Here is a 16,222-nt window from a genome sequence, read left to right as displayed (position 1 = left end):
TTGCTTTGATCGGCTCGTAATGCCGTGTACACTGTCAAACGGTGTTATCAAAAAGCGGGTGTAGGTCCAGTGTAGCCATTAAGGCGACCAGTGACATATTTCGCAGAGTGAAGCGGGAATCAGCCCACACCTTTTTGATGATTTTAAATATTGAATCTTTGTATGTGATCTTACGTGTGGGTCACCACTGCAAATAAGGATATAACATGCCTGTTATTACTCTTCCTGATGGCAGCCAACGCCATTACGACCACGCTGTAAGCCCCATGGATGTTGCGCTGGACATCGGTCCAGGTCTGGCGAAAGCCACTATTGCTGGCCGTGTTGACGGTGAGCTGGTAGATGCTTCCGATCTGATTGAGCATGATGCGAAGCTCTCCATCATCACCGCGAAGGATGAAGAAGGTCTGGAGATCATTCGTCACTCCTGTGCGCACCTGTTAGGGCACGCGATCAAACAACTCTGGCCGCACACCAAAATGGCGATCGGACCGGTTGTTGATAACGGTTTTTACTACGATATCGATCTTGACCGTACGCTAACCCAGGAAGATGTCGACGCGCTCGAGAAGCGGATGCACGAGCTCGCTGAGAAAAACTACGATGTCATTAAGAAGAAAGTCAGCTGGTACGAAGCGCGTGAAACCTTCGTGAAGCGTGGCGAGACCTATAAAGTCTCCATTCTTGATGAAAACATTGCCCATGATGACAAGCCTGGCTTGTACCATCATGAAGAATATGTCGATATGTGCCGTGGCCCGCACGTGCCGAACATGCGTTTCTGTCATCACTTCAAACTGATGAAGACCGCTGGGGCATACTGGCGTGGCGACAGCAATAACAAGATGCTGCAGCGTATTTATGGTACTGCGTGGGCCGATAAAAAAGCCCTGAGTGCCTACCTGCAACGTCTGGAAGAAGCGGCCAAACGCGACCACCGTAAAATCGGTAAGCAGCTTGACCTGTATCATATGCAGGAAGAAGCGCCGGGTATGGTGTTCTGGCACAATGATGGCTGGACAATCTTCCGTGAACTGGAAGTCTTTGTTCGCTCAAAACTGAAAGAATACCAGTATCAGGAAGTTAAAGGTCCGTTCATGATGGACCGCGTGCTGTGGGAAAAAACAGGTCACTGGGATAACTACAAAGATGCGATGTTCACGACCTCCTCTGAGAACCGTGAATACTGCATTAAGCCCATGAACTGCCCGGGCCACGTGCAGATCTTCAATCAGGGTCTGAAATCCTATCGTGATCTGCCGTTGCGTATGGCCGAGTTTGGTAGCTGCCACCGCAATGAGCCGTCAGGCGCGCTGCATGGCCTGATGCGTGTTCGTGGCTTCACTCAGGATGATGCACATATCTTCTGTACAGAAGAGCAGATCCGTGATGAAGTTAACGCTTGCATTCGTATGGTCTACGATATGTATAGCACCTTTGGCTTCGAGAAAATCGTCGTCAAACTGTCCACTCGCCCCGAAAAACGTATCGGTAGCGATGAAATGTGGGACCGTGCTGAAGCTGACCTGGCCGTTGCGCTGGAAGAAAACAACATCCCGTTTGAGTACCAACTGGGTGAGGGCGCATTCTACGGTCCGAAAATTGAATTTACCCTGTATGACTGCCTCGATCGTGCATGGCAGTGCGGTACTGTACAGCTGGACTTCTCTCTGCCGTCCCGTTTAAGCGCCTCTTATGTTGGCGAAAACAACGAGCGTCAGGTGCCGGTTATGATTCACCGCGCAATTCTTGGGTCGATGGAACGTTTCATCGGTATCCTGACCGAAGAGTTCGCTGGCTTCTTCCCGACCTGGCTTGCGCCAGTTCAGGTTGTCGTCATGAACATCACCGATTCACAGTCTGAATACGTCAACGAATTAACGCAGAAACTACAAAATGCGGGTATTCGTGTAAAAGCAGACTTGAGAAATGAGAAGATTGGCTTTAAAATCCGCGAGCACACTTTACGTCGTGTCCCTTACATGTTGGTCTGTGGCGACAAAGAGGTAGAAGCAGGCAAAGTTGCCGTGCGCACCCGTCGTGGCAAAGACTTGGGCAGCCTGGACGTAAATGAAGTGATTGAGAAGCTGCAACAAGAGATTCGCAGCCGCAGTCTTCAACAACTGGAGGAATAAGGTATTAAAGGCGGAAAACGAGTTCAAACGGCACGTCCGAATCGTATCAATGGCGAGATTCGCGCCCTGGAAGTTCGCTTAACAGGTCTGGAAGGCGAAGCTTTGGGTATTGTGAGTCTGAGAGAAGCGATCGAAAAAGCTGAAGAAGCTGGAGTAGATTTAGTTGAAATCAGCCCTAACGCCGAACCGCCAGTTTGTCGTATTATGGACTACGGCAAGTTCCTTTATGAAAAGAGTAAGTCTTCTAAGGAACAGAAGAAAAAGCAAAAAGTTATCCAGGTTAAGGAAATTAAATTCCGTCCTGGCACCGACGATGGCGATTACCAGGTAAAACTCCGCAGCCTGGTACGCTTTCTGGAAGATGGCGATAAGGCTAAGATCACGCTGCGTTTTCGCGGTCGTGAGATGGCCCACCAACAGATCGGTATGGAAGTGCTCAACCGCGTCCGTGACGATCTGAGTGAACTGGCAGTAGTCGAATCCTTCCCTACGAAGATCGAAGGCCGCCAGATGATCATGGTGCTCGCTCCTAAGAAGAAACAGTAAGGCCTTCAAGTAGCAATGTCTGTGGAGCCTGCGGGTTCCACAGCCGTTGTTCGCCTACGTTTCGTTTATTAACAATGCGAAGTGGAAGTTATTAAAATGCCAAAAATTAAGACCGTACGCGGTGCTGCTAAGCGCTTCAAAAAAACCGGTGGTGGTGGATTTAAGCGTAAGCACGCAAACCTGCGTCATATTCTGACCAAAAAATCTACTAAGCGTAAACGTCACCTGCGTCCAAAAGGCCTCGTTTCTAAAGGCGATCTGGGTCTGGTTATCGCGTGCCTGCCGTACGCATAAGCCGTTAACGTTTAATTAATTTTTTTACTAAGAATATAGATACAGGAGAGCACATATGGCTCGCGTAAAACGTGGTGTAGTTGCCCGTGCACGTCACAAGAAAATTTTGAAACAAGCTAAAGGCTACTACGGTGCGCGTTCTCGCGTATACCGCGTTGCCTTCCAGGCTGTTATCAAAGCTGGTCAGTACGCTTATCGTGACCGTCGTCAGAAAAAGCGTCAGTTCCGTCAACTGTGGATTGCGCGTATCAACGCAGCAGCACGTCAGAACGGTATTTCTTACAGCAAATTCATCAACGGCCTGAAAAAAGCCTCTGTTGAAATCGACCGTAAGATCCTGGCTGACATCGCAGTATTCGACAAAGTAGCGTTCACCGCTCTGGTCGAAAAAGCGAAAGCAGCTCTGGCATAAGCCGGTGAAAAGAGGGAGCCTGGCTCCCTCTCTTTTATTTGTAGTGCAATCAATTGGTTGACAATTTATCCGTAAGCCTTTTCAATAAAGGTTGTCCGGTTTTTACCACACAAGGTAACGCAAGCATGAATGCTGCTATTTTCCGCTTCTTCTTTTACTTTAGCACCTGAACTCAGGAGGCTTGCGCGTGAAAGAAGAAACGGAAAACAGCGCCTAAAAGCCTCCCTGGTGGAGGCTTTTTTTATACACGTTATCCTTCAGGCTGCCTCTGCGTTGGCTGCAGTCGCTTACCCCAGTCACATATTTGTCTGAGGATTAGCGCTCTACTGCTGTCTTGACTCAGTCAGAATGATTTTGTGTATATACGAGCGACTAGTGAATATCGCAACATAACGAGGAAAACCATGTCACATCTCGCAGAGCTGGTTGCCAGTGCAACGGCCGCCATTAACCAGGCTTCAGATGTTGCCGCGTTAGACAATGTCCGCGTCGAATATTTGGGCAAGAAAGGGCACCTGACCCTTCAGATGACTACCCTGCGTGAACTGCCGGCAGAAGAGCGCCCGGCAGCAGGTGCGGTGATAAACGAAGCCAAAGAGCAGGTTCAGCAAGCGCTGAACGCGCGTAAAGCCGAATTAGAAAATGCCGCGCTGAATGCTCGTCTGGCTGAAGAAACTATCGATATCTCCTTGCCTGGGCGTCGTATCGAAAACGGCGGTTTGCATCCGGTAACGCGGACTATCGATCGCATTGAAAGTTTCTTTGGTGAGCTGGGCTTTACCGTGGCGACCGGTCCGGAAATCGAAGATGACTATCATAACTTCGATGCGCTGAACATTCCTGGCCATCACCCGGCGCGTGCTGACCACGACACTTTCTGGTTTGATGCGACGCGTCTGCTGCGTACGCAGACTTCCGGCGTGCAGATCCGCACTATGAAAGAAAAACAGCCGCCGATCCGTATTATCGCTCCGGGCCGCGTATATCGTAACGACTACGATCAGACGCACACCCCAATGTTCCATCAGATGGAAGGGCTGATTGTTGATACCAATATCAACTTCACCAACCTGAAAGGCACGCTGCATGATTTCCTGCGCAACTTCTTTGAAGAAGACCTGCAGGTTCGTTTCCGTCCTTCCTACTTCCCGTTCACCGAACCTTCTGCGGAAGTTGATGTGATGGGTAAAAATGGCAAATGGCTGGAAGTATTGGGTTGCGGAATGGTTCACCCGAACGTGCTGCGTAACGTCGGTATCGATCCGGAAATCTACTCTGGCTTTGCATTCGGTATGGGTATGGAGCGTCTGACCATGCTGCGTTACGGCGTAACCGATCTGCGTTCTTTCTTCGAAAACGATCTGCGTTTCCTCAAACAGTTTAAATAAAGGCAGGATAAAACAATGAAATTCAGTGAACTGTGGTTACGCGAATGGGTAAACCCGGCGATTGATAGCGATGCGTTATCAAACCAAATCACGATGGCGGGTCTGGAAGTTGACGGTGTGGATCCTGTTTCTGGCGCGTTCAACGGTGTTGTGGTGGGCGAAGTGGTTGAGTGCGCTCAGCATCCTAACGCTGACAAACTGCGCGTCACCAAGGTGAATGTCGGCGGCGACCGCCTGCTGGATATCGTCTGCGGTGCGCCAAACTGCCGTCAAGGTTTGAAAGTGGCTGTAGCAACCGTTGGTGCCGTTCTGCCGGGCGATTTCAAAATCAAAGCCGCGAAACTGCGCGGTGAGCCGTCTGAAGGCATGCTGTGCTCGTTCTCCGAGCTGGGCATTTCCGACGATCACAACGGTATTATCGAACTGCCTGTCGATGCACCAATTGGTACCGATATCCGTGAATACCTGAAGCTTGACGATAATACTATCGAAATCAGCGTCACTCCGAACCGCGCCGACTGCTTAGGCATTATCGGTGTGGCACGTGACGTAGCTGTATTGAACAAAGCCCCTCTGGTTGAGCCGGAAATAGCGCCAGTAGCCGCAACCATTAGCGACGTCCTGCCGATTCAGGTCGACGCGGTGGAAGCCTGCCCACGCTATCTGGGCCGCGTGGTGAAAGGCATTAACGTTAAAGCGCCAACCCCGCTGTGGATGAAAGAAAAACTGCGTCGTTGCGGCATCCGCTCGATCGATGCCGTGGTTGACGTGACTAACTATGTGCTGCTCGAATTGGGCCAGCCGATGCACGCATTCGACAAAGACCGCATTGAAGGCGGGATTGTTGTCCGCATGGCAAAAGAAGGTGAAACCCTGGTATTGCTGGACGGCAGTGAAGCGAAGCTGAATGCGGATACGTTGGTGATTGCGGACCATAACAAAGCGCTGGCAATGGGCGGCATCTTTGGTGGCGAGCACTCCGGTGTGAATGATGAAACGCAAAACGTCCTGCTGGAATGCGCGTTCTTCAGCCCGCTGTCTATTACCGGTCGCGCACGTCGTCACGGTCTGCACACCGATGCGTCTCACCGCTATGAGCGTGGTGTCGATCCGGCGCTGCAACATAAAGCCATGGAACGTGCTACGCGCCTGCTGATTGATATCTGCGGCGGCGAAGCGGGTCCAATCATTGACGTGACGAACGAAGCCTCGCTGCCAAAACGCGCAACCATTACGCTGCGCCGTAGCAAACTGGATCGTCTGATCGGACACCATATTGCGGATGAGCAGGTGAGCGATATTCTGCGCCGTCTGGGTTGTGATGTCACGGAAGGGCAAGATGAGTGGAAAGCGGTAGCGCCGAGCTGGCGTTTCGATATGGAGATCGAAGAAGACCTGGTCGAAGAAGTCGCCCGTGTATACGGTTATGACAATATCCCGAATACGCCAATTCAGGCGGGTCTTATCATGGGTACTCATCGTGAAGCGGATTTGTCGCTGAAACGCGTAAAAACCATGCTGAATGACAAAGGCTACCAGGAAGTTATTACCTACAGCTTTGTCGACCCGAAAGTCCAGGCGCTGCTACACCCGGGTGAAGAAGCGCTGTTGCTGCCAAGCCCAATCTCGATTGATATGTCGGCAATGCGTTTATCCCTGTGGACCGGCTTGCTGTCTACGGTAGTGTACAACCAGAATCGTCAGCAAAACCGCGTGCGTATTTTCGAAACGGGTTTACGTTTCGTACCGGACACGCAGGCCAACCTCGGGATCCGTCAGGATCTGATGCTGGCGGGCGCGATCTGCGGTAACCGTCATGATGAACACTGGAATCTGGCAAAAGAGACTGTTGATTTCTATGATCTGAAAGGCGATCTGGAAGCGGTTCTCGACCTGACCGGCAAGCTGGCGGATATTCAATTCAAAGCTGAAGCGAATCCAGCACTGCATCCGGGGCAGTCTGCGGCGATTTATCTGAAAGGTGAACGCATTGGTTTCATTGGGGTTGTTCATCCTGAACTGGAACGTAAACTGGATCTGAACGGTCGCACTCTGGTGTTTGAACTGGAGTGGAACAAGCTCGCAGACCGCGTGGTGCCTCAGGCGCGTGAAGTTTCTCGCTTCCCGGCGAACCGTCGCGACATCGCAGTCGTTGTGGCAGAAAACGTTCCCGCTGCGGATATTTTATCCGAATGTAAGAAAGTTGGCGTAAATCAGGTAGTTGGCGTAAACTTGTTTGACGTGTACCGCGGTAAGGGTGTTGCGGAGGGTTATAAGAGCCTCGCTATCAGCCTGATCCTTCAGGATACCAGCCGTACACTTGAAGAAGAGGAGATTGCCGCTACCGTCGCCAAATGTGTAGAGGCATTAAAAGAGCGATTCCAGGCATCATTGAGGGATTGAACCTATGGCGCTTACAAAAGCTGAAATGTCAGAATATCTGTTTGATAAGCTTGGGCTTAGCAAGCGGGATGCCAAAGAACTGGTCGAGCTGTTTTTCGAAGAGATCCGTCGTGCTCTGGAAAATGGTGAGCAGGTAAAACTCTCTGGTTTTGGTAACTTCGATCTGCGTGATAAGAATCAACGTCCGGGCCGTAATCCGAAAACGGGCGAAGATATTCCCATTACAGCACGGCGCGTGGTGACCTTCAGACCCGGACAGAAGTTAAAAAGCCGGGTTGAAAACGCAACGCCGAAAGAAGAGTAATCTGAACTAACTAAAAAGGCCGCGAATGCGGCCTTTTTTCTTAGTGGGCCAGAAGGAAAAACAGCCCGGTCAGTGCTGCGCTCAGCAGGTTAGACAACGTGCCCGCCAGGATCACTTTAAGCCCCATTTTAGCAATGAAACTTTTTTTCCCCGGCACAATCCCCCCCAGTACGCCAATCAATGCGGCAGGAGAGGACAAATTGGCAAACCCAGCCAGCGCCATGATCGTTATTATCTGCGAATATTCCGACAGTTGGTCTTTCATTGGAATAAAGCTGGTATACGCGACGAACTCATTCAACACCAATTTTTGACCTAACAGGCTGCCAATTTGCAAGACTTCGTTAGTGGGAATGCCCAACAGCCAGGCAACCGGAGCAAAGAGGTAACTGAAGATAAATTGTAGCGTGACGTTACCATAGCCGAAAAAGCCACAAAACCAGCCCAACAAGCCGTTCACCATAGCAATTAATGCAATCAGTGCCAGAAGCATTGCCCCCACGTTAGCGGCGAGCTTCAGCCCGATAGTCGCGCCATTTGTCGCCGCTTCAACGATGTTGATAGGCTTTTCATCTTGACCAAGCATATCGCCTGACACGTCGGCAGTGTTTTCGGGTTCCGTTTCTGGAAACAGCATTTTCGCCATTAACAGACCGCCTGGTGCTGACATAAAAGAGGCGGCTACCAGATAGCGAATTTCGATCCCCATACTGGCATAGCCAACCAGCACTGAGCCTGCGATAGAGGCCACACCACCTGTCATGAGGGCAAACAGTTCTGAGCGCGTCATGCGTGGCGCATAAGGCTTCATCAGGACGAAGACGTCAGTATTGCCCGCAAAAATATTGGCCGTTGCAGCCATGGATTCTGCCGGGCTGGTGCGTAGCAGTTTATGGATACCCGTACCGATGAGACGGATAATCCACTGCATGATGCCTAGGTAGTACAGCACGGAGAACAATGCTGACATAAAAATGATAATCGGCAGAACATGCACGGCAAATACAAACCCCATTTTGAACTGTCCGAGATTACCGAAGAGAAAGTTAATCCCTTCCGACGAATAGTTCAGCATGCCTGACAGACTGTTTGATATGGCGAGTAAGATTTTTTCCCCTAAGGGGACATACAGGATAAATGCAGCAAAAAGAGCCTGGATTGCAAAGGCGCCGCCAACAGTGCGAAACCGGATAGCTTTGCGATTTTCTGAACATAGCCAGGCAACGAGTAACAGGACAACAATGCCAAGTATGACGATGAGTATCTGCATGGTTTATCCCTCATCGGCATCAATGATGCTACGGAAAAGATCTTTAAAGAGAGCATCCCGCTCAATAAATTTTGCGACCTGAATGACGTGACGGCGGTTATCAAAACTCCAGCTCAGATTGTCATTGATCAAAGGGGATGTACGGTATTCACAGGTGAACCAGTCAGGATTCAGGACATAGCCAACCGTAGTGATATCCCAAATGACTTTGCGGGATGCAAAACCAATCCAGGGGCATCGCGGGGCAATTTCAGCAAAGTAGCTACCAATGCGGCTGGTCTCTGCAAAATAGTGCTGCATCTCTGGGACCGATGAGGCCATAGTGTTAGCCACGCCAAAGCAGGGGATTTGGGTGAGCGCTACGCCGCTATCAAAAAGTACCCGACTCGCCGCAATGTCCTGCATCAGGTTGAATTCATGATTATCTTTCCAGGCATAACTGTTACCCCCAAGCCAGATGACATGAATCTTTGTGACGATGTCCGGCGCGAGGAGCAGTGCGTTAGCGATATTGGTCGGCGCGGCGATTGCGAGTACATGTAATGTTTGCTCAGCCGTTCTTGCCCGGTTAATCAAATCCTGTACTGCTGCTGACATCTCCGGCTGGTTGCTATCTTTCAGATAGCGTGTTGAACCCTGGAATATTTGCGGTATGTTTTCGCGGCGGGGGAGTTTGTTAAATACGCGATAGATCTCATCGACGCTCAGTTGCATGCCTACTGCGGGATCGTCAACATATGTGTGCGAGCCCTCTTTACCAAAATAGTGGTTGGTAAACGGAGCGGCGTAAACAGCTTGCAGATCGAGGCGCTCCGGGTGCAAGAATGCCCAGGCAATGGCCATCTGATCGTCAATTTCATTGTAGGTATCGCTGTCAATAACGATAGGCACTTTGCCATACTTAGGTGGCGTAATTAAGGTAATACGCTGCGCTGAAGTTAATTCAGGCCAGTGGATACTTAACATCGTTAATGTTCCTTAAGTTAGAAGTCGTAGGCCAGTCGATAAATGAGAATATCGCCATATCCATCCGCACCAAGTTTGTTATAAAAGTACCGATACATTAATGTGGTGGATATATGAGGCATGATTTTCCAGGTAATATTCAGGCCGCCGTTTAAACCATTGCTACCATGATTGTTAGCGGTATAGTCATCATTACGGTCAAGTTCTATTTCATTCCAATTGGACAGTAAGAAGTCCTGGTTGAGAAGATTGAAAGCATAACCAGCGTTCCATCCAATTGAGAAACCATTGAGTCCATTAATATCATAAGCTGGGCCAAAATTACTGTGCGCGGTAATATACTGACGAGCAATCCAGGGTTTAAACCACCATCCATCGCCTTTCAGGTCGGTATAGCCAAGCCCAATAAATTGATTCGTCTCTTTAAAATTGGGACTTTGCGAATTATAGACTTTTGTAAATAGGCTGGCACCCGTTTTCCAGAGGTAGGTATGGATTTCACCATTCGCAGTCTGCCCCTGATTTCCCTCGTCGTCTAGAATATTTTCAAAATCATAAAAACCGTACATCTCACCCCAATCAAAACCAATACCTCCCTCAATACCAATTAAGGCTTGTTCATATTCGAGGTCTTTAACACCGGCATCCCAGGATTGATAGTCAAAATGTATATTCCCCCAACCGTATTGTTGTTCAGCTAATGAGGAAAAAGCTACGCACGATAATAAAGCCCCGAAGGCGATTTTTTTCATTTTATATCCCTATTTTTGTGGTGGGTTAATATCAGTATTTAGTACAAGCTAATCGTTTTAATACGAGTTCATGGAATGGCATATTGGCTGCACCTTCACGCTCTACGGCCAGTGCTGCAAATACACAGGCGTAATGAATTGCGTTGGCAATATTTTCTCCACAGGCAAGTCGTGCAGCGAGTGCACCATTAAATGCATCACCGGCGCCGGATGTATCAATATTAACGGCGGGATATGCCGGGAACTGTTGGTGTGTAGATCCATCAAATAACCAGCACCCATCTTTGCCTAACGTAATTAGAATATATTGTGGTCCCATTTGGTGCATGATTTCGGCGGCCTGACGAATATCGTCTGGCGTACGAATAGCCTTGCCAATAATCGCCTCTGCTTCTGTGAGGTTTGGGGTCAGGATGTGTGTCCAGCGGAGAAGGTCTGTCACCTCCTTGCGCCATGGCGCTGGATTCAGGATTGTCATCACTCCTGCGGCATGTGCGAACTTAATAGCTTGAGCTGTAGCGTCAGGATTGTTTTCCATCTGCGTCAAAAAAACATTGGCGGTGCCTATCTCGTCATAACAGGATATAATTTCTTCACTCGTTATTTCCTGATTAGCCCCTGGATTAATAACGATTACATTATCGCCAGCTTCTTCGGATATCATCACTACGGCACTGCCGGTTGGCGCATCATTTTTGGTAAAGATGGTTAGTTTTTCTAATCCTACGCCATTTAAAAAATGCTGGGCTTTGGTTGAAAACTCATCTTCACCTAATTTGACTGTAAAATAAGTGCGAGCATTGGCTTGTGCAGATGCTATCGCCTGGTTGCTGCCTTTCCCTCCGGGTAAACAACAGGAAAAAAGCGCGCGCGTAGTTTCCCCTGAAATAGGAAAACGGTGAAGCCGATATACTAAGTCAGTATTAAATGAACCCAGAATGTAAACTTTCCCATTGTTTTCGTTCATTGATATTTCTCGTTCGATCTTTGATTGGTTAATGATGATGTTTTGGTGCAAATAAAGAGAGTTATTCTCATATAATGGGAATGCATTGTCGTGATTATATACAGCACCTCCATAGCATGAGCGGACATGTCCTGTTTTTACGAGGTCATTGATGTCGCGGCGGAGTGTTCTTTCCGTAACATCAAGTACCTTAACAAGAGATGATATTTTTACACTTCCTTGTTTTTTGAGTAGTGTTAAAATATAGCGAAGACGCTGTTTTTTGTAACGACAGGGCATCTAATCCTCACTTTTCATGAATGTGATGAGAGGTCCATGTAATAAGTTTATTTTGTCTATGCGTTAATTTCTTTGGTGAATGAATTTATTTGTTGAATAAATAATTAAAGATCTGATTACCACTAAGTACACCGATGATACCAAATACACCAGGCCAGACAGCAGGGGCTGGAATGGGGAGTTTTATTAATGTAAATATGAAACCAATAATTGCACCGGCAATAAGCGAAAGAATTATATCCATAAGATAATTCCTGAGGGTGTTATGATGATATGAAGACTACACAATATATTTACGTATTGATGAGAAGACAATCACACAAAACTTCTGCAACCGGACATCTTGTCCGGTTGTGGTTATTTATTTAATCTCAGGAACGATATTAATAATGACAGCTACTACCTGGTATTGCTGCCAGCATTGCATTATGCAAAAGACTAAGGTTCATGCTGTTTTGGGCCATTGCCTCATTTGCGGTAGAGCTTCCTTCCATGTTTTTTGCTTTCATCGTAAAATTAATGAGATAACCCATAAAAAAAGTATAAACATGCAACCTTTTGCACAATTACAACGTCGGCGAGACCGATACTGGTTAGGCACTTTATCGCTGTTGCTATTGGTCATGCTCGTGATTAGCTTATGCGCAGGAGAACAGTGGATCGCCCCCGGCGACTGGTTCAGCGCCCGCGGCGATCTGTTCGTCTGGCAAATCCGATTTCCCCGTACCCTCGCCGTTTTGCTGGTAGGCGCTGCGTTGGCCTTATCTGGCGCAGTGATGCAAGCTCTCTTTGAAAACCCGCTCGCAGAGCCTGGATTACTGGGCGTGTCTAATGGCGCGGGAGTCGGGCTCATCGCGGCGGTGTTGCTGGGGCAGGGGCAGCTCCCCGGCTGGGCGTTGGGTTTATGCGCCATCGCTGGGGCGCTGATTATCACGCTTATTCTGCTCCGTTTTGCCCGCCGTCATTTGTCTACCAGCCGTCTGCTGTTGGCGGGGGTGGCGCTGGGGATTATCTGTAGCGCGCTAATGACATGGGCCATCTACTTCTCCACTTCTTTTGATTTGCGACAGCTAATGTACTGGATGATGGGGGGCTTTGGCGGCGTTGACTGGCATCAGGCCTGGCTCATGGTGGCGTTGATTCCGGTACTGGTGTGGATATGCTGTCAGTCGCAGCCGATGAATATGCTGGCGCTGGGGGAGACTTCTGCACGTCAGTTGGGATTGCCATTATGGTTCTGGCGCAACCTGCTGGTGGTCGCCACGGGCTGGATGGTTGGCGTAAGCGTGGCTCTGGCGGGAGCGATTGGCTTTATTGGGCTTGTGATCCCACATATTCTGCGGCTGTGCGGCTTAACCGATCATCGCGTGTTACTGCCGGGCTGCGCGTTGGCTGGCGCTATTGTGTTACTGTTGGCTGATGTTGTCGCGCGTCTGGTGCTGGCCTCGGCTGAGCTGCCAATTGGCGTGGTGACGGCCACCATGGGCGCACCGGTATTTATCTGGCTATTGTTAAAAGCCGCGCGCTAGAACGCGTTGATTCGGTCTATGATTAAAAACTGAAAATCCACCTGTTGTTCTGGAGATGCTATGCAAAACACTATCCTCGATACAGACGTGACGACCATCGACGGCGAGGTGACCTCACTGCAGCCGTATGCCGGAAATGTGCTGTTAATCGTCAACGTTGCTTCAAAATGTGGGCTAACGCCGCAATATGAGCAACTGGAGAATCTGCAGAAAGCCTGGCATCAGCAGGGCTTTACCGTTCTTGGGTTCCCCTGCAACCAGTTTCTGGGCCAGGAGCCGGGCGGTGAAGAGGAAATAAAAACGTACTGCAGTACTACCTGGGGCGTTACCTTCCCGATGTTCAGCAAAATTGAGGTCAATGGCGAGGGACGCCATCCGCTGTATCAGAAACTGATTGATGCCGCGCCAACCGCCGTCGCGCCTGCGGATAGTGGATTCTATGAGCGAATGGCGAGTAAAGGTCGGGCGCCGCTCTACCCGGACGATATTCTGTGGAATTTCGAGAAGTTTTTAGTGGGTCGGGATGGTCAGGTACTGCAACGATTTTCACCTGATATGACGCCTGAGGATCCTGTTCTGGTGCAATCCATCAAGATGGCGCTGGCAAACTAATGTCTCGATTGATGCAGCTACAGGATGTAGCAGAATCGACCCGGCTCGGCCCGCTTTCTGGTGAGATAAAAGCAGGGGAGATCCTGCATTTAGTGGGGCCTAACGGCGCAGGAAAGAGCACACTGTTGGCGCGAATGGCGGGGCTGACGACCGGCAAGGGCAGCATCACCTTTGGTGATGTGTCATTGGATGAATGGCCGGCAGCAAAGCTGGCGCAATATCGCGCTTATCTTGCGCAACAGCAAAACCCGCCGTTTGCGATGCCGGTCTGGCATTTTCTGACGCTGCATCAACCCGATAAAGCACGCACCGATCTGTTACAGGAAGTCGCCGATGCGCTTGGGCTTGGGGATAAGCTGGGACGCAGCGTGAATCAGCTCTCCGGCGGTGAGTGGCAGCGCGTGCGCCTGGCTGCGGTTATCCTGCAGATTTGCCCACAAGCGAATCCATTCGGCCAGCTTTTGCTGCTGGATGAGCCGATGAACAGCCTGGACGTGGCGCAACAAAATGCGCTGGACCGGATGCTGGGTCAGCTGTGTTTGCAGGGCATCGCGATTGTAATGAGCAGCCATGACCTTAATCATACCTTACGTCATGCGCACAAGGCCTGGCTCCTCAAACGCGGGAAGCTGCTTGCCAGTGGTGCTCGTGATACGGTACTAACGCCGGCCAATCTGTCTGCGGCTTATGGCGTGAACTTCCGTCGTTTGGATATTGAAGGCCACAGAATGCTCATATCAACCACTTAAGTTAAATGGGTTCTTGAAAATCATATAATTTCCACGCTAAATTGACATAAAAATATAATTCAGAGGATTCGTCCTGAATGCGCTTTTGGCTTCTTTTCATCACAGCATTGTTTTTGGCGGGCTGCAGCAGCCATCGTGCTCCTGCGCCAAATGCCCGCTTGTCGGATTCTATCGCCGTTATCGCCGGGCTTAATGACCAGCTACAAACCTGGCATGGCACACCCTATCGTTATGGCGGCATGAGCCGTAGCGGAGTGGATTGTTCTGGATTTGTATTGATGACAATGCGCGATAAATTCGATCTGCAACTCCCGCGTGATACCCGCACGCAATCAAAGATTGGTACCGAAATTGATAAAGATGATTTGCTGCCCGGCGATCTGGTGTTCTTTAAAACCGGGTCTGGGGAAAGCGGTCTGCATGTCGGAATTTACGACACCAATAATCAATTTATTCATGCCTCAACCAGCCGTGGTGTGATGCGCTCGTCACTGGACAACGTTTACTGGCGCAAAAACTTTTGGCAGGCGCGACGTATTTAATCCTCATCAGTCACGAGGCTGCCTACGGCTGAGCAGCCTCGACATTTCCATTTGTTAGTAACTTCTTATTTCTGCCGCCAGCCGGACAATACCCCTGAACATTAAGAGCGTATCTTGCTAAAAATATGATTTATTCCGAGATATTAAAAAGTGCAAAGCTGGATATTCGCTTATAATCAGGATAAGCTAAAAAAAAGGGATTCGATTTACTGGCTATAAAGGGAAAAATGAAAGGGCCTCTACTTGCATCAGCAATAACGTATTTCTCCATCCTTTGCTACAGGATGCCGGATAACACCTATGCAGAGGGGCTGGCACGATGATTGTTTCAATGGATACTCTTTACCATTCAGAGTTCTCTTTTCTCCCTGCGAGAAACGAAAAAGGCGATCTTGAATACGTAGATATCATTACCAGTTTTGCCAGTGCGCAGGGGGATGTGCGTATACCCACCGAGCTGGTCCTACCTCGGATGTCGGACGAAGAGCAATGTCGCTTATTTACCGAAAAGCTTGAATTAATCGAAACGTGCCAACATTTTTTTATTCAACGAAAGGTTTCTGCCTGGATTAATTTAACGCCGGCAATTGCTAATACTTTATTATCAGATGCTAAATTTGCTTCACAAGTTGAACGATTGTCATTTCTGGAACTGGCTATTAATGAAAACTATCCAGAGTTAAATAATGGAAAAGCGAATCCAACGCTGGCAGCACTGGCGGCGCGATTTCCATTAGTACTGACAAACTATGGTGCTGGCGGCATATCAAACCGGGCAATTTTTGATGGGCTGTTCAAACGCGTCGTGCTCGATAAAAACTTTGTTCAACAAAGGATTACACATATTTCGTTTGAGCCATTTATGCGGGCTATCCTGGCACAGCTATTTCCCAGCAGTGAGTCAATTATCATTAGCGGTATTGATACACCCGAGATGTTAGCGCGCGTACTGCCTCTGGGATTCAGCGCCATGCAGGGCGCGCTGTGGCCTGCTGTGCCCCCCGCGCAGATAATTTCGCTCGCGAAGATATAACCCTCATATTTGCTGGTGTTTAACAGGCTTTTAACAGTCTA

18 protein-coding genes and 1 other annotated feature are annotated in these 16,222 nt (G+C 49.2%); of the genes, 13 read left to right on the top strand and 5 right to left on the bottom strand.

Features of this window, described 5'->3' with window-relative positions; all coding sequences use genetic code 11:
• Positions 1–206: 206 nt before the first annotated feature.
• From thrS to ihfA, 8 genes are all read left to right on the top strand, one after another.
• Complete coding sequence (gene thrS / locus HV037_RS13765) at positions 207–2,135, top strand: threonine--tRNA ligase (RefSeq protein WP_016152864.1); 1,929 nt, start codon at positions 207–209, stop codon at positions 2,133–2,135.
• Positions 2,136–2,138: 3 nt separating this feature from the next.
• Positions 2,139–2,681, top strand: coding sequence for a translation initiation factor IF-3 (gene infC, locus HV037_RS13760; RefSeq protein WP_048997935.1), 543 nt, complete (start codon positions 2,139–2,141; stop codon positions 2,679–2,681).
• A gap of 96 nt (positions 2,682–2,777) precedes the next feature.
• Complete coding sequence (gene rpmI, locus HV037_RS13755) at positions 2,778–2,975, top strand: 50S ribosomal protein L35 (protein WP_003030583.1); 198 nt, start codon at positions 2,778–2,780, stop codon at positions 2,973–2,975.
• A 55-nt stretch (positions 2,976–3,030) separates the two neighbouring features.
• Positions 3,031–3,387: a 50S ribosomal protein L20 gene (gene rplT, locus HV037_RS13750; protein WP_003030578.1), complete on the top strand. Its 357-nt coding sequence runs from the start codon at positions 3,031–3,033 to the stop codon at positions 3,385–3,387.
• Positions 3,388–3,507: 120 nt separating this feature from the next.
• Positions 3,508–3,632: a sequence feature (Phe leader region), on the top strand.
• Positions 3,513–3,557 carry a pheST operon leader peptide PheM gene (gene pheM / locus HV037_RS24430; protein WP_001386830.1) on the top strand — a complete coding sequence of 15 codons (45 nt, stop codon included), beginning with the start codon at positions 3,513–3,515 and terminating at the stop codon, positions 3,555–3,557. It overlaps the preceding feature by 45 nt.
• 159 nt (positions 3,633–3,791) lie before the next feature.
• Positions 3,792–4,775 (top strand): phenylalanine--tRNA ligase subunit alpha, encoded by a 984-nt coding sequence (pheS, locus tag HV037_RS13740; RefSeq protein WP_016152865.1) that lies wholly within the window; start codon positions 3,792–3,794, stop codon positions 4,773–4,775.
• A gap of 15 nt (positions 4,776–4,790) precedes the next feature.
• Positions 4,791–7,178, top strand: a complete 2,388-nt coding sequence (gene pheT, locus HV037_RS13735; protein WP_016152866.1) for a phenylalanine--tRNA ligase subunit beta — start codon at positions 4,791–4,793, stop codon at positions 7,176–7,178.
• Between the two features lie 4 nt (positions 7,179–7,182).
• Positions 7,183–7,482: an integration host factor subunit alpha gene (gene ihfA / locus HV037_RS13730; RefSeq protein ID WP_003030571.1), complete on the top strand. Its 300-nt coding sequence runs from the start codon at positions 7,183–7,185 to the stop codon at positions 7,480–7,482.
• Positions 7,483–7,522: 40 nt separating this feature from the next.
• On the opposite strand, the gene HV037_RS13725 is transcribed toward ihfA, so the two are convergent.
• The 5 genes from HV037_RS13725 to HV037_RS13705 all read right to left on the bottom strand — a co-directional run bounded on the left by HV037_RS13725 (position 7,523) and on the right by HV037_RS13705 (position 11,960).
• The gene (locus HV037_RS13725; protein WP_016156338.1) at positions 7,523–8,752 is read right to left on the bottom strand and encodes a NupC/NupG family nucleoside CNT transporter; all 1,230 of its coding nucleotides are present in this window, start codon (positions 8,750–8,752) and stop codon (positions 7,523–7,525) included.
• Between the two features lie 3 nt (positions 8,753–8,755).
• Positions 8,756–9,718 carry a nucleoside hydrolase gene (locus tag HV037_RS13720; protein WP_016156339.1) on the bottom strand — a complete coding sequence of 321 codons (963 nt, stop codon included), beginning with the start codon at positions 9,716–9,718 and terminating at the stop codon, positions 8,756–8,758.
• A 17-nt stretch (positions 9,719–9,735) separates the two neighbouring features.
• On the bottom strand, positions 9,736–10,470 hold the full coding sequence (locus HV037_RS13715) for an outer membrane protein OmpK (protein WP_016152869.1): 735 nt from the start codon (positions 10,468–10,470) through the stop codon (positions 9,736–9,738).
• Between the two features lie 31 nt (positions 10,471–10,501).
• The gene (locus HV037_RS13710) at positions 10,502–11,716 is read right to left on the bottom strand and encodes a PfkB family carbohydrate kinase (RefSeq protein WP_103283879.1); all 1,215 of its coding nucleotides are present in this window, start codon (positions 11,714–11,716) and stop codon (positions 10,502–10,504) included.
• An 85-nt stretch (positions 11,717–11,801) separates the two neighbouring features.
• Positions 11,802–11,960, bottom strand: a complete 159-nt coding sequence (locus HV037_RS13705; protein WP_103283878.1) for a DUF1427 family protein — start codon at positions 11,958–11,960, stop codon at positions 11,802–11,804.
• Positions 11,961–12,264: 304 nt separating this feature from the next.
• Here HV037_RS13705 and btuC point away from each other — a divergent pair, with 304 nt between their 5' ends.
• The 5 genes from btuC (at position 12,265) to HV037_RS13680 (ending at position 16,181) form a co-directional block, all read left to right on the top strand.
• Positions 12,265–13,245 (top strand): vitamin B12 ABC transporter permease BtuC, encoded by a 981-nt coding sequence (btuC, locus tag HV037_RS13700; protein WP_032931198.1) that lies wholly within the window; start codon positions 12,265–12,267, stop codon positions 13,243–13,245.
• A gap of 60 nt (positions 13,246–13,305) precedes the next feature.
• Complete coding sequence (locus tag HV037_RS13695) at positions 13,306–13,857, top strand: glutathione peroxidase (RefSeq protein ID WP_103283877.1); 552 nt, start codon at positions 13,306–13,308, stop codon at positions 13,855–13,857.
• Complete coding sequence (btuD, locus tag HV037_RS13690) at positions 13,857–14,606, top strand: vitamin B12 ABC transporter ATP-binding protein BtuD (protein ID WP_016152874.1); 750 nt, start codon at positions 13,857–13,859, stop codon at positions 14,604–14,606. The genes HV037_RS13695 and btuD overlap by 1 nt, the downstream gene beginning before the upstream one ends.
• A 77-nt stretch (positions 14,607–14,683) precedes the next feature.
• Positions 14,684–15,148: an NlpC/P60 family protein gene (locus tag HV037_RS13685; RefSeq protein WP_003832591.1), complete on the top strand. Its 465-nt coding sequence runs from the start codon at positions 14,684–14,686 to the stop codon at positions 15,146–15,148.
• Between the two features lie 319 nt (positions 15,149–15,467).
• On the top strand, positions 15,468–16,181 hold the full coding sequence (locus tag HV037_RS13680; RefSeq protein ID WP_019076659.1) for an EAL domain-containing protein: 714 nt from the start codon (positions 15,468–15,470) through the stop codon (positions 16,179–16,181).
• Positions 16,182–16,222: the final 41 nt, after the last annotated feature.

This window comes from Citrobacter sp. RHBSTW-00017 (assembly GCF_013797615.1).
Taxonomy (GTDB): domain Bacteria; phylum Pseudomonadota; class Gammaproteobacteria; order Enterobacterales; family Enterobacteriaceae; genus Citrobacter; species Citrobacter braakii.
This window is presented reverse-complemented; position numbering and strand designations above follow the sequence as displayed.

Coding starts and splice junctions, on each gene's coding strand:
- rplT (WP_003030578.1), top strand. CDS start 3,031: ATGGCTCGCGTAAAACGTGGTGTAGTTGCCCGTGCACGTCACAAGAAA.
- HV037_RS13695 (WP_103283877.1), top strand. CDS start 13,306: ATGCAAAACACTATCCTCGATACAGACGTGACGACCATCGACGGCGAG.
- HV037_RS13685 (WP_003832591.1), top strand. CDS start 14,684: ATGCGCTTTTGGCTTCTTTTCATCACAGCATTGTTTTTGGCGGGCTGC.
- ihfA (WP_003030571.1), top strand. CDS start 7,183: ATGGCGCTTACAAAAGCTGAAATGTCAGAATATCTGTTTGATAAGCTT.
- HV037_RS13680 (WP_019076659.1), top strand. CDS start 15,468: ATGATTGTTTCAATGGATACTCTTTACCATTCAGAGTTCTCTTTTCTC.
- pheT (WP_016152866.1), top strand. CDS start 4,791: ATGAAATTCAGTGAACTGTGGTTACGCGAATGGGTAAACCCGGCGATT.
- HV037_RS13715 (WP_016152869.1), bottom strand. CDS start 10,470: ATGAAAAAAATCGCCTTCGGGGCTTTATTATCGTGCGTAGCTTTTTCC.
- HV037_RS13720 (WP_016156339.1), bottom strand. CDS start 9,718: ATGTTAAGTATCCACTGGCCTGAATTAACTTCAGCGCAGCGTATTACC.
- HV037_RS13725 (WP_016156338.1), bottom strand. CDS start 8,752: ATGCAGATACTCATCGTCATACTTGGCATTGTTGTCCTGTTACTCGTT.
- btuC (WP_032931198.1), top strand. CDS start 12,265: ATGCAACCTTTTGCACAATTACAACGTCGGCGAGACCGATACTGGTTA.
- thrS (WP_016152864.1), top strand. CDS start 207: ATGCCTGTTATTACTCTTCCTGATGGCAGCCAACGCCATTACGACCAC.
- pheS (WP_016152865.1), top strand. CDS start 3,792: ATGTCACATCTCGCAGAGCTGGTTGCCAGTGCAACGGCCGCCATTAAC.
- btuD (WP_016152874.1), top strand. CDS start 13,857: ATGTCTCGATTGATGCAGCTACAGGATGTAGCAGAATCGACCCGGCTC.
- HV037_RS13705 (WP_103283878.1), bottom strand. CDS start 11,960: ATGGATATAATTCTTTCGCTTATTGCCGGTGCAATTATTGGTTTCATA.
- HV037_RS13710 (WP_103283879.1), bottom strand. CDS start 11,716: ATGCCCTGTCGTTACAAAAAACAGCGTCTTCGCTATATTTTAACACTA.
- rpmI (WP_003030583.1), top strand. CDS start 2,778: ATGCCAAAAATTAAGACCGTACGCGGTGCTGCTAAGCGCTTCAAAAAA.